General features: G+C 58.4%; 14 protein-coding genes. All 14 read left to right on the top strand.

Features of this window, described 5'->3' with window-relative positions; translation table 11 throughout:
- Nucleotides 1–148: 148 nt before the first annotated feature.
- Entirely contained in the window at nucleotides 149–922 is a 774-nt protein-coding gene (rfbF, locus tag QZX93_RS11515) for a glucose-1-phosphate cytidylyltransferase (protein WP_295385508.1), read from the top strand.
- On the top strand, nucleotides 919–1,986 hold the full coding sequence (rfbG, locus tag QZX93_RS11510) for a CDP-glucose 4,6-dehydratase (protein ID WP_295385506.1): 1,068 nt from the start codon (nucleotides 919–921) through the stop codon (nucleotides 1,984–1,986). Before rfbF ends, rfbG begins: the two co-directional genes overlap by 4 nt.
- Complete coding sequence (rfbC, locus tag QZX93_RS11505) at nucleotides 1,983–2,582, top strand: dTDP-4-dehydrorhamnose 3,5-epimerase (RefSeq protein ID WP_295385504.1); 600 nt, start codon at nucleotides 1,983–1,985, stop codon at nucleotides 2,580–2,582. Before rfbG ends, rfbC begins: the two co-directional genes overlap by 4 nt.
- Before the next feature lie 46 nt (nucleotides 2,583–2,628).
- A complete protein-coding gene (locus QZX93_RS11500) occupies nucleotides 2,629–2,889 on the top strand; it encodes a UPF0175 family protein (RefSeq protein WP_295385502.1) in 261 nt (86 codons plus the stop codon).
- Complete coding sequence (locus QZX93_RS11495) at nucleotides 2,886–3,365, top strand: DUF3368 domain-containing protein (protein ID WP_295385500.1); 480 nt, start codon at nucleotides 2,886–2,888, stop codon at nucleotides 3,363–3,365. The genes QZX93_RS11500 and QZX93_RS11495 overlap by 4 nt, the downstream gene beginning before the upstream one ends.
- Complete coding sequence (locus QZX93_RS11490) at nucleotides 3,362–4,585, top strand: class I SAM-dependent methyltransferase (protein ID WP_295385497.1); 1,224 nt, start codon at nucleotides 3,362–3,364, stop codon at nucleotides 4,583–4,585. The genes QZX93_RS11495 and QZX93_RS11490 overlap by 4 nt, the downstream gene beginning before the upstream one ends.
- A 114-nt stretch (nucleotides 4,586–4,699) precedes the next feature.
- Nucleotides 4,700–5,827 (top strand): hypothetical protein, encoded by a 1,128-nt coding sequence (locus tag QZX93_RS11485; protein WP_295385494.1) that lies wholly within the window; start codon nucleotides 4,700–4,702, stop codon nucleotides 5,825–5,827.
- Between the two features lie 146 nt (nucleotides 5,828–5,973).
- Entirely contained in the window at nucleotides 5,974–7,101 is a 1,128-nt protein-coding gene (locus QZX93_RS11480; RefSeq protein ID WP_295385491.1) for a DegT/DnrJ/EryC1/StrS family aminotransferase, read from the top strand.
- Nucleotides 7,102–7,106: 5 nt separating this feature from the next.
- Nucleotides 7,107–8,132, top strand: coding sequence for an ATP-grasp domain-containing protein (locus QZX93_RS11475; RefSeq protein ID WP_295385488.1), 1,026 nt, complete (start codon nucleotides 7,107–7,109; stop codon nucleotides 8,130–8,132).
- Entirely contained in the window at nucleotides 8,129–9,367 is a 1,239-nt protein-coding gene (locus QZX93_RS11470) for an NAD(P)-dependent oxidoreductase (RefSeq protein WP_295385485.1), read from the top strand. Before QZX93_RS11475 ends, QZX93_RS11470 begins: the two co-directional genes overlap by 4 nt.
- Entirely contained in the window at nucleotides 9,340–10,161 is an 822-nt protein-coding gene (locus QZX93_RS11465) for a class I SAM-dependent methyltransferase (protein ID WP_366760217.1), read from the top strand. The genes QZX93_RS11470 and QZX93_RS11465 overlap by 28 nt, the downstream gene beginning before the upstream one ends.
- A gap of 42 nt (nucleotides 10,162–10,203) precedes the next feature.
- Complete coding sequence (locus QZX93_RS11460) at nucleotides 10,204–10,983, top strand: cephalosporin hydroxylase family protein (RefSeq protein ID WP_295385482.1); 780 nt, start codon at nucleotides 10,204–10,206, stop codon at nucleotides 10,981–10,983.
- A gap of 287 nt (nucleotides 10,984–11,270) precedes the next feature.
- On the top strand, nucleotides 11,271–11,735 hold the full coding sequence (locus tag QZX93_RS11455) for a DUF2887 domain-containing protein (RefSeq protein ID WP_295385478.1): 465 nt from the start codon (nucleotides 11,271–11,273) through the stop codon (nucleotides 11,733–11,735).
- Nucleotides 11,736–11,749: 14 nt separating this feature from the next.
- Nucleotides 11,750–11,820, top strand: a 71-nt coding sequence (locus QZX93_RS27350; protein WP_366760222.1) for a transposase DNA-binding-containing protein, incomplete at its 3' end; no start/stop codon positions are given.

The following is an 11,820-nucleotide window of genomic DNA, read 5'->3' as shown; positions in this document are numbered from 1 at the left end:
GCTTTCAGGTTCGTCCATCGGGATTCTCCAGTGTTGCGTGCTTGGCGGCTCACAACGCGGAGTTTCCTGGATGGACCCCCGGAAATGTCAAACTTTTGCTGTCTCCCCGGCAAAGCCGGGGGATTTCCCATTTTATTAAGGAATCGTAATGAAGGCGGTCATCCTCGCCGGTGGTCTCGGAACCCGTATCTCCGAGGAAACCTACCTCAAGCCCAAGCCGATGATCGAGATCGGCGGTAAGCCCATGCTCTGGCATATCATGAAACTTTATTCCGCTCACGGGGTAAATGAGTTTGTGATCTGCTGCGGCTATAAGGGCTACCTTATCAAGGAATACTTTGCCAACTACTTCTTGCATATGTCCGATGTGACATTCGATATGGCGAATAACCGGATGCAGGTGCATCAACAGAAGGCCGAGCCTTGGAGGGTGACACTGATCGATACCGGCGAGGACACACTCACCGGTGGCCGATTGAGGCGGGTTAGCGATTATATCCGCGACGACGACGCCTTCTGTTTCACCTATGGCGATGGCCTGAGCGACGTGGATATCACCGCGCTCATGGCCTTTCATCGGACCCATGGCAAATGGGCGACCGTGACCGCCGTGCAGCCGCCAGGCCGCTACGGCGCCATCGATCGATCCGGCGATTTGGTCACCGGCTTTATCGAAAAGCCCCGTGGCGATGGTGGTCTGATCAACGGTGGCTTTTTTGTGCTCTCGCCCAAGTGCCTCGATTTGATCGCCGGCGATGACACCAGTTGGGAAGGGGCTCCGCTTAATCAACTGGCCAGGATGGGACAGATGATGGCCTTTGAGCACCAAGGCTTCTGGCAGCCCATGGACACCCTGCGCGACAAGACCCAGCTCGAAGAGCTTTGGGATAGCGGCCAGGCACCCTGGAAGCGCTGGGCATGAACCCGGCAAACCCCGACCCCGCGTTCTGGTGCGGCAAGCGGGTCTTGCTCACTGGCCACACCGGCTTCAAGGGTGCCTGGCTTGCGCTCTGGCTGAGTCAGATGGGCGCGCGGGTCACCGGCATTGCGCTGCCGTCGGTCACGACGCCGAACCTCTTCGCCCTCGCCGAGATCCCGTCCCTGGTCCATAGCCAGGTGCTCGACATCCGCGATTCGGCCGCCGTTGCCGCCTGCGTCGCGGCCGCCGATCCAGAGATTGTCCTGCATCTGGCGGCCCAGGCGCTGGTGCGCGCCGGCTATCGCGACCCGCTCGGCACCTTCTCGACCAATGTCCAGGGTACCGCGAATGTCCTGGACGCCCTGCGCCCACTGGGACAACTGCGGGTCGTCGTCGCCGTCACGACCGACAAGGTCTACCACAATGCCGAGCACGCCTTTCCCTACCGCGAGAGCGATACATTGGGCGGTCACGACCCCTACAGCGCGAGTAAGGCCGCCGCCGAGTTGGTCATCGGCAGCTATCGCGACGCCTTCCTGGCAGGGCAGGGGGTGGCAGTCGCCTCCGCACGGGCCGGCAACGTGATCGGCGGCGGCGACTGGTCAGACGACCGTCTGATCCCGGATGCCATTCGTGCCTGGAGTGCGGATCGGCCCCTGGCCATTCGCCGCCCGCAGGCCACCCGCCCCTGGCAGCATGTGCTTGAGCCCCTGGCCGCCTATCTGCGACTCGCGGAGCGACTATGGCATCAGCCAGGACTCGCCGGCGCTTATAACTTCGGACCCCATACCCACGAGGCCGCGACCGTCAGACAGGTCATCGAACTTGCCCAATCGGTCTACGGTAGCGGGTCGGTCCACTGGGGCGACGGCACCGAAGGTCCGCACGAGGCGGGCTGGCTCGCCCTGGAGATCGCCAAGGCGCGCACCCAGCTGGGCGTACACCCCCGCTGGGCCCTGGCGCAATCGGTGGAGCGCACCCTGAGCTGGTATCGCCGTCAAGCGCAAGGCGAACCAGCCCGCGATCTATGCGAGGCCGATATCGGCCTGTTCATGGCCACCGCATGACCCGCTTCACCCTCAGCACCACAGCATTGCCCGGGCTCACCGTGCTGCAGCGTCATCCCATCGGCGACCAGCGGGGCTATCTGGAGCGGATCTTTTGCCGCGACGCACTGGCCGCGCTGCTCGACGGCAAGGGTATCGCCCAGATCAACCACACTCTGACCGCCAAGCTTGGCACTGTCCGGGGGCTGCATTTTCAGTATGCACCCCATGCGGAAACCAAACTCGTGACCTGCCTGAGGGGCGAGGTCTATGACGTCGCCGTGGACGTGCGCTGCGGTTCGCCGACCTTCCTACGCTGGCATGCCGAGCGTCTGAGTGCCGACAATCACCGGACCTTGGTCATCCCCGAGGGCTTCGCCCACGGCTTCCAGACCCTGGTCGACGACTGCGAGCTGGTCTATTTGCACACCGCCGCCTATTGCGCGGAGGCCGAAGGCGCCCTCAATGCCGCCGATCCCCGACTCGCGATCGCCTGGCCGCTGCCGATCGCCGAGCGCTCTGCCCGCGATCAGGCCCATCCGTTGTTGGATGACCGATTCCTGGGGCTCGACATTAAAGTTATTCGACATCGTCACCGTCTTTTCGACGTGGTCTGAATGATGCTCAACGGCGAATTTTTGCGCATGGTAGAGGAGCGTCACAGTGCAAAGCACGATTGAAATCGAGTGTCCACGGGAAATCCTGCTCGGACTTCAGATGAACACGAGGCAATTCGCCGCTCTCGTCAAGGAAGAGACCGCCTTGGCATTATTCCGCGAAGGACGTTTATCTTCCGGCATGGCAGCGAGCTGGTTGGGCATCCCCCGTGTCCATTTTCTACTCAAGGCAATGACGGTGGGCGGTGCGAGTCTGCTGGAGGATACGGACGAAGATTTTCGCCGAGAGACATCATTGCTGCGATGATCTTCTGCAACACGACCCCTTTTATCGCGCTAGCCAGCATCCACCGGCTTCAATTGCTTGAGAAGATATTTGGCGAGATTCACACCGCGCAATCCGTAATCGACGAATGTGCTGAGGGTGGTGCCATCCTGGTGCCTGATCTGCTGACCCTCAGTTGGGTCAGACCTCTCGCCGATGAAGCAGAGTCTTCTTTACCGATTTTGTTTGAGCTGGATCGCGGCGAAAAACAGACCATCGCACTGGCTAGAAAATGTCCAGATAGCACGGTGATCATCGACGAACGATTGGCGCGTAGCGTGGCTGAGTACCTGGGGATTAAGGTCACCGGCACCTTGGGTGTGCTGGTAAAGGCCAAAACTTTAGGTCTGATTCCTTCATTTCATGAGGCAGCACTTGCCATGCAACGGCAGGGTCTTTATTACAGTGAGGGTTTGATTAGGCGCCTTGCTCAACAATTGGGGGAATGCCCAGAATGAACTGTCGCCATTGCCAAACCCCGCTACGCCATGTCTTCCTGGACCTCGGCTTCGCCCCGCCGTCCAATGCCTATCTGACGGAGGCTGACCTGCACCGCCCGGAGCTGTATTACCCGCTCAAGCTCTATGTCTGTGACCAGTGCTGGCTGGTCCAGACCGCGGACTACACGCGCGCTGACGAACTGTTCCGCGCCGACTACGCCTATTTCTCTTCGACCTCAACCACCTGGCTGGACCACGCCGCCCGTTACACCGAGCTGATCCGTGCGCGGCTCGACCTCGGCGCCGACAGCCTGGTCATCGAGGTCGCCGCCAACGATGGCTACCTGCTGCGCAACTTCGTCGCCGCCGGCATCCCCTGTCTCGGCATCGAGCCGACCGCAGATACCGCCGCCGCGGCCGAACGTCAGGGCATCCCTGTCTTGCGTGAGTTCTTCGGCGCCGCGCTGGGTCGGCAATTGACCGCACAGGGTCGCCAGGCCGACCTCATCGTCGGCAACAACGTCTATGCCCATGTGCCTGACATCAACGACTTCACCGCCGGGCTCCAGGCCGCGCTCAAGCCTGGCGGCACCATCACGCTGGAGTTTCCGCACCTGCTGCGGCTGATTGCGGAGACCCAGTTCGACACCGTCTATCACGAACACTTTTCTTATCTGTCGTTGTATACGGTGCAACGCCTCTTCGCCGCCCAGGGACTGCGCGTCTGCGACGTCGAACAACTCCCCACCCACGGCGGCAGCCTGCGGGTCTACGGCGTCCATCGGGACGATCCGCGTACCGAGACCCCGGCCGTCCACCAGGTGCTGCACGACGAGTCGGCGGCCGGTCTGCGTGGCCTGCCGGTCTATCAGGGCTTCCAACCCCGTGCCGACCGCCTCAAGGATGACCTGCTGGCCTACCTGATCGAGCAAAAGCGCGCCGGCCGCCGCGTCGCTGCCTACGGTGCAGCGGCCAAGGGCAACACCCTGCTCAACTATGCGGGAGTCAAGCCCGACCTGTTGCCCTTCGTCTGTGATGCCGCACCGTCCAAACAGGGTAAGTATCTGCCCGGCAGCCACCTCCCGATCCTGCCGCCCGCGGTCTTGACCGAGCGGCCCCCCGACGATCTGCTGATTCTGCCGTGGAATATTGCCGATGAGGTCCGCAGCCAACTTAGCGCCTTGGGTGCGCAAGGAACCCGCTTTGTCACTGCGGTCCCTACGCTGCGAATCCGATGAATGTAGTGAGATGATCAAAGCGCGTTGCGCCGTTTTCCCAGGCCCGCGCCTAGGGGTGCGGTTCGTCGCGGCTGTTCCAAATCCTCTCGATCGACAGACGCCAGCCGACTTCTGATGCCCCGTGACACCCCCACCCCCTGGCACCGCCTGTTCGGCATGGCCCTGACTGACCTCTTCACCGGTCGCCCATGGCGGGTCGAGCTGGAGTTGGAACTCGCCTTGAAAAGCCAGCGGCTCGATGTCTTGATTATTGAGCGCCTGACCGGCCAGGCCGCCACGCTCGACCCGGCCGCGCTCGAAGACTTGCCCGATGGACTCGATACCCTGGGTGCCCACAACATCCTTACTTACAAATCGGCCCAAGAGACCCTGGATGCCTGGGCCGTGGATGAGCTCATCGGGCACTACGTCACCTATCGGAAGCTCGCCTCTGCTCAGGCGACGACGGCGAGCAGCGCGGCGTCCGACCCGGAACGCGGCACCGGCGTACCCCAGCCGGGTCAACGGCTACTGCCCGTCGCTGACTTTTGCCTCTACGCCGTCGCCACCCGTCATCCCGCTCGGCTCTTGGGGCAACTGCACCCCAGTGCCCGTCGCCCCACCGCCTGGCCGGGCGTCTACGACCTGACTTGGGGCCATCGTACGATCCGCCTGATCGTCCTCAACGCCATCGCCGAACATCCGCGCAACGCCCCCTGGGAACTGTTCGCCAGCGAGATGACGCGGATCCGCGCTGGCCTGGCCCATTTCCAACCCCACAGCCCGGCCGCGAGGCTGTTGCGTTATCATCTGTCACAAGTGCATCGACTGGAGCTGACCGACATGTCCTACACCGTGGACGATTTCAAACGCGACACCTGGCGCCTGATGCTCAAAGACCTCTCCAGTGTCAGTGCCGAGGAGCGCGGGGCCCTGCTGGAACAGATGGATACCGAAGACCGCCTGAGTGGTCTCTCGCCCGAAGAGCGCTTGCGCGGCTTACCGCCCGAAGAGCGCTTGCGCGGCTTACCGCCCGAAGAGCGCTTGCGCGGCTTACCGCCCGAAGAGCGCTTGCGCGGCTTACCGCCCGAAGAGCGCCTGCGCGGCTTACCGCCCGAAGAGCGCCTGCGCGGCTTACCGCCCGAAGAGCGCCTGCGCGGTCTGGATCCGGCCGAGGTGCTCAAACGCTATGCGCCCGAGGAGCGCCTGCGGGGGATGGATCCCGAACAGATCAAAGCCTGGCTCAAGCGGACCGGACACTGAGGCCGGCATCACATGCCTGTCATTCCGGCCGGGAAGCCGGAATCCAGGCCAGGGATGGCAATCTCTTAGCCCGCACGGATACCCAGAATACAGCCGGATGGCCACAACGACGATCCTCTCACCGTGGTACCCGAGATATCCAGTCGATGAAACCGCGTATCTATTACACTAAACCCTCAATTACGGACCTGGAAGTACGCTATGCCACCGATGCCGCTGCCAACGGCTGGGGTGATCGTTGCTACGAGTACATCAACCGCTTTGAGGCGGCCTTTAAGGCGCATCTGGGTGTTGGCTACGCCATCGCGACTTCCAGTTGCACCGGCGCGCTGCACATGGGCATGGCCGCGTTGGGCATTGGTCCCGGCGACGAAGTCATTCTGGCCGATACCAATTGGATTGCGACTGCCGCCCCAATCGTGCATCTGGGTGCTACCCCGGTATTTGTCGACATTCTGCCAGACACCTGGTGTCTGGATCCCGCGCTCGTCGAGCAGGCCATTACTTCACGCACCAAGGCTATTATCGCTGTGCATCTGTATGGTAATCTGTGCGACATGGACCGTTTACTGGCCATCGGCGAGGCACATGGGATTCCAGTCATAGAAGACGCCGCCGAGGCCATCGGTTCGATCTACCACGGTAAGCGTGCCGGATCGATGGGGCTCTTTGGTGCCTTTTCATTCCACGGAACTAAGACCCTTACGACTGGCGAGGGCGGGATTTTTGTGACCAACGATCCCGAACTTTATGAGCATGTCCTGACACTCAGTAATCATGGCAGAGCCCGCGGGCAGACCAAGCAATTCTGGCCGGATATGGTCGGGTTCAAGTACAAGATGTCGAATATCCAGGCGGCGATTGGATGTGCTCAGATGGAGCGGATTGAGGAACTGATCGGGCGTAAGCGGGAGATACTTTGTTACTACCGCGAGCGTTTAGCGTCATTGTCCGGGGTATCCATGAATCCCGAGCCGGCTGGGATCGCCATAGGTGCCTGGATGCCGACAGTGGTCTCTGATACAATAGCCAATGTCACCTTGGCGTCCCTTAAACATGCGTTCGTCGTAGCAAATATCGACGCACGGGTGTTCTTTCATCCATTGTCGAGCTTGCCCATGTTTGAATCTCAGCCGAGCAACGAAGTTGCCTGGGATATCCCTAGACGCGCGATCAACTTGCCCAGCTACCATGACATAACTGATGAGGAACAAGACCGGGTGATAGCTACCCTGGAAGCTGTTTTCATTCATGCATCCGCGCGTGAGGAATGACCAGTATGTCCCACAACATCAAAGTCATGATCGCCGGAGTAGGGGGGGCATCCTTAGGAACTGAGATTTACAAATCACTGCGTTTGGCTGGCGGCTACGAGATATTCGGCTGCGATATTTCCAAGACCGCATACGGGCTTTATGAGTCAGATTTTGCCAAAACCTGGCGGGTTTCGCGTGATGACTATGTCAGCAGCGTAACGAACGCCTGTATCGAGTCTGGGGCAAAAATCCTGATTCCCGGTGGCGAGCAACCTATGACTCTACTGGGCGCAGCCACTGAGCAACTTTCGGCAGCCGGCATCAAGCTTTTGTCAAATAGCCCAGCAGTCGTCTCACTTTATTCTGATAAAGGCAAGGCATTCGAAAGCTTGGCCAAGGCTGGTATCCCTATTCCAAGAACAATTACTGTAACGACGAAGCACGATCTTGATCAGGTCGGCCTGCCTTGTATAATAAAACCATCGACCGGTTCAGGTGGCAGCGCCGCCGTGTTTTTTGCAGTCAATACCGATGAGGCGATGATTTATGCGGAATTCATCCGCCGAACCGGTAGCGCCGCCGTCGCACAAGAATATGTCGATGATCAGGAAGGTGAATACACTATAGGGGTACTATCTCTTCCAGACCAATATGTCGTAGGCTCCATTGCCTTACGCCGTGCGCTCGAGGCAAAGCTATCAGTCGCTTATCGCGGGCGTGGCGGATTGGTGTCGAGTGGATATTCCCAGGGGCACATTGATGAGTATCGCGATCTGTGCCAGCAGGCCGAAAGAATTGCCGACGCCATCGGAAGTTGCGGGCCAATCAATATCCAGGGTCGAGTACGCGATGGCCTGCTATTGCCATTTGAAATCAACCCACGTTTTTCTGCCTCGACATATCTGCGCGCGATGGCGGGCTTCAATGAAGTCGACATCATGCTTAGGTATCTCGACGGTGGTGTGGTTCCGCATCGACCTATTATAAGACCCGGATGGTATTTGCGAAGCTTGACGGAGCGGTTTGTTTCTAACGAGAACCTCAAATGACGGTTCGTTGGATTACCGACCGATTGGGGACTTCTCCTTGGGAGGCGCATCTTGCCGAAGGGGCGCTTGCCATGGTCGATGTACGCATACTGCGGGATGCCGCCGGCAATTCTCCAGCTCTGCTTCGGGAAAAGATCGCGGAAGCACTAAACTATCTTAAAAAACAGCGAACTGTCGTAATCTGCTGTGATCACGGAATATCGCGAAGCAATGCGATAGCCGCTGCCGTTCTTGCAGCGAATGCTGGCATTACCTTCAATGAGTGTCTCCATCGCGTGATCCAGGCGACAGGCGAAACTGGAATCAAGATTGACCTAATAGAAGATCTTCGCAATGTATTAGACCAGAAGAGATGCAGGCCCTCCGGATCGGGGCTTTTCGTTCTTGGAAGCGACGGTTTCATTGGTCGTTCGATAACGAAGGCGCTTGATCTCAATTTGCCATCAATTCAGCCCACCTCGGACCGCGATTTGCTCGACAATCCCGCGCTGCTAGACACGGCAATGGATGCGGTCGGTGCCGATCGCGTCTTGTTTTGCTGGTTGCCGCGGAGGCTAGACACAAATCGCGCTGCGGGCGAACTGATTGCGTGTCTGCGCAATGTTCTTGAGGTCTGCCGTATTCGCCAGGCAGGACTAATTTTTTTGTCGGGGCATCAGGTATTCGCTGGACATGGCGGAAGTGGTCAAGTCTCTTTTTGGGAAATGGATCAGCCCGTCCCTGCTGGTGCGGCGGGAGATGCATTGTTTCTCGCTGAGACACTCATCCAGAAATACGAATTGCTTCATGGCCTGTCGGCCCTGATTGTGCGGCACCCCCATTTATACGGAGTTGGGGACGAACGCCCGGGTATTGTCAATACGCTAATTCGCAAGGCGCTGCTTCAACAACAGATATTGACTCACTGTTTCAATAATGGTGCGCCTGTTATCGACATCACCCATGTAGACGACTTTGTTCGGGCGCTAAGCCTCGCTATCGAAAGACAGTTGACGGGGATATTGCATGTCGCGTCCGGGAATCCAATTCGTATGGACGAATTGGCACGATTGGTTGTCCGGCTGACGGACCGTGGCAGCACGGTGGCGAGCGTTGCAATGCCGGGAAATCACAGCATGGTGAGACTCGAATCAAGAATTTTATATCCCGTTCTCAAGTGGCGGTCGGCTATTGATCTTAAGACGGGATTGTCCGAATTAATACCTTCATGCATCGCAAAGTTTTCCGGAGATTAGCTATGATGACATCTCGTGACGAGAAATCACGCCAAGATACATTTCCATGGGAACGATCGAAGTATCATACTGAATACAACGCGATACTGGCGCACTATAAGGTCGTCTCGTGTCTTGAACACGCATCGGGAAAGTCTCTGCTCGACCTTGCGTGCGGAGACGGTCTCATGACTTCAATGTTTTCTCATCATTTTGAGCGGGTCGTCGGTGTTGATGCTTCTCATGCCCACATCGAAGAGGCGCGGCGTCGCGTTCCCAGCGCCCGTTTTTTTGAAAGCCTCATTGAGGATTTCGAAACCCATGAAAAATTTGACGCTGTATTTCTTCTTGATATTCTTGAACACGTCATTGATCCGATCGCTGTTCTCGAAAAGGCAGCCAGTTTTCTTAGTCCCGAAGGAGTATTAATTGCCCATGTTCCGAATGCGGTGGCGATTAATCGGCGCTTGGCCGTTCTTATGGGGACGCTTAGTTCTTGCCACGAGTTGTCGCCGTTTGATATCCAAATCGCGGGACATCGAAGAGCTTATGAGTTGAGTACATTAGTTGGCGACATCTACGCTGCTGGACTTAATGTGCGCTATACCGGCGGGATTTTCTACAAGATGCTTTCCACAGCGCAAATGGACTGGTTTTTGCAAAACGGCTTGTGGGACCAAGGGGGGTTTGGATGGGGGCGCGTTGGTGAAGAAAAGTCGAAGGACTGGAAGGCTGAGTTTTGTCGGGCGGCCTACGAACTCGGCAAACAACAGCCGGAAGACTGCAACATCATTTACGCCTGCGTAACTAAATAGGATAAAGTTTAGCTCTTAATTGTGTACTCATTCGAGGTATATATGAATCCTTCAGACATATTTGAGCGCGAGGTTGCGGGAAACATCGAGGCGCTAGGTGCCGATTTCGACACGCAATCCTTATCGCGCATATGGTCCCGTGAGACCAATCGAAACCGATATACCTATAATTTTAGGTGGCTCGGCTGTCCGATCATTCAATACCCGCAAGACATCGTTGCGATGCAGGAACTGATCTGGCAGGTCAAGCCCGATCTGATCATCGAAACTGGCATTGCCCACGGCGGCTCGCTGATCCTCAGTGCCTCCATGCTCGGGCTGCTTGACTACTGCGACGCAGTCGAACAGGGCACTGTGCTGGACCCGACCGCCTCGCGTCGCCGCGTCCTCGGCCTGGACATCGACATCCGCGCCCATAACCGCGCGGCGATCGAGGCCCACCCCATGTCCCATCGTATCGACATGATTCAGGGCTCATCCATCGCACCAGAGATCGTTGCTCAGGTGCATGCCATCGCTCGCGACTACCCGCGGGTGCTGGTCTGCCTGGACTCTAATCACACCCACGCCCATGTGCTTTCCGAGCTGAATGCTTACGCCCCGCTAGTTACCCGCGACAGCTACTGCGTGGTCTTCGACACACTCATTGAGGATATGCCTGCCGACATCTTTCCCGAGCGACCCTGGGGACCCGGTGACAACCCCAAGACGGCCGTGTGGGAGTATCTCAAGACGCATCCTGAGTTCGAGATCGACCACCAGATCGATCATAAACTCCTGATCACCGTTGCGCCGGATGGCTATTTGCGGCGGGTCGCTTGACACCGAGATGAATACCCAATCGCTGAAAGAGGCGATTAGAGCGGTTGGGTATCCAGACCTAAGGCGACTCGCCGGGGGTTGGCGCGTTATGAGGCGATCACCGTCTCCGGCATTATTCCGATTACCCGTTGATGACCCTTCGTCGTGCGACGCCCTTGCTGATGTAGGAGCGGCCCCCGGCCGCGACGCGCCGAGGCGAAAACCGATGGCTGGAGTTCCGATCAAGGCCCGCGGCGCGTCCAATAACAATCAGTAATGACCGCACCGCGAATTGGCCAACGCACCAGATGAAAACAGACCATCCGATCTACCTGTTCCTGTCCACGGGCGCGGAGGCTTTCCGGGGGTTGACCGGTGGTCAACGCCTCATCGGCGATTATCGTTTCTGCTCCATGACAATCAAAGGGCTGGAGCGACGCCTGGATGGCATTTTCGAGCCTGATGGCCACGCCGGGCCGGTCTATGTGGTCGAATTTCAAGGGCAGACCTCTGATGCCGCTTGGTACAACCTGTTGACCAAAATCGGTTTGTACGGTGAGGAGCATCCCAAACGCAACGTGGTCGGTATCGGTGTGTACCTGCGTGCGCGGGATGCGCCCTGTTTTCCGCGCTGGGCGAATGGGGCGGATGCGCCGGTACTGACTGCGGCGCTGGACCGCTTCCTGCCCGAGTGGTTGGCGCGGGAGCCGGACAATCCCATCCGATTACACACAACTTTTAGTGTACGGTATAAAATATCGCCTCCATCATAGTTTCTGGGGGCGGCATGGGCTGGGCAGACGAGGAATTTCTGGCGATCGACCTGGGCGACACGCGCCGCAACGACCGTGCGAAGCG

Origin of the sequence: uncultured Thiodictyon sp., from assembly GCF_903946935.1 — a bacterium.
In the GTDB taxonomy this organism is placed as follows: domain Bacteria; phylum Pseudomonadota; class Gammaproteobacteria; order Chromatiales; family Chromatiaceae; genus Thiodictyon.
This window is presented reverse-complemented; position numbering and strand designations above follow the sequence as displayed.

Bases quoted from the DNA above. Each gene is read 5' to 3' on its own strand.
- rfbF (WP_295385508.1), top strand. From the start codon at position 149: ATGAAGGCGGTCATCCTCGCCGGTGGTCTCGGAACCCGTATCTCCGAG.
- rfbG (WP_295385506.1), top strand. From the start codon at position 919: ATGAACCCGGCAAACCCCGACCCCGCGTTCTGGTGCGGCAAGCGGGTC.
- rfbC (WP_295385504.1), top strand. From the start codon at position 1,983: ATGACCCGCTTCACCCTCAGCACCACAGCATTGCCCGGGCTCACCGTG.
- QZX93_RS11495 (WP_295385500.1), top strand. From the start codon at position 2,886: ATGATCTTCTGCAACACGACCCCTTTTATCGCGCTAGCCAGCATCCAC.
- QZX93_RS11490 (WP_295385497.1), top strand. From the start codon at position 3,362: ATGAACTGTCGCCATTGCCAAACCCCGCTACGCCATGTCTTCCTGGAC.
- QZX93_RS11485 (WP_295385494.1), top strand. From the start codon at position 4,700: ATGCCCCGTGACACCCCCACCCCCTGGCACCGCCTGTTCGGCATGGCC.
- QZX93_RS11480 (WP_295385491.1), top strand. From the start codon at position 5,974: ATGAAACCGCGTATCTATTACACTAAACCCTCAATTACGGACCTGGAA.
- QZX93_RS11475 (WP_295385488.1), top strand. From the start codon at position 7,107: ATGTCCCACAACATCAAAGTCATGATCGCCGGAGTAGGGGGGGCATCC.
- QZX93_RS11470 (WP_295385485.1), top strand. From the start codon at position 8,129: ATGACGGTTCGTTGGATTACCGACCGATTGGGGACTTCTCCTTGGGAG.
- QZX93_RS11465 (WP_366760217.1), top strand. From the start codon at position 9,340: ATGCATCGCAAAGTTTTCCGGAGATTAGCTATGATGACATCTCGTGAC.
- QZX93_RS11460 (WP_295385482.1), top strand. From the start codon at position 10,204: ATGAATCCTTCAGACATATTTGAGCGCGAGGTTGCGGGAAACATCGAG.
- QZX93_RS11455 (WP_295385478.1), top strand. From the start codon at position 11,271: ATGAAAACAGACCATCCGATCTACCTGTTCCTGTCCACGGGCGCGGAG.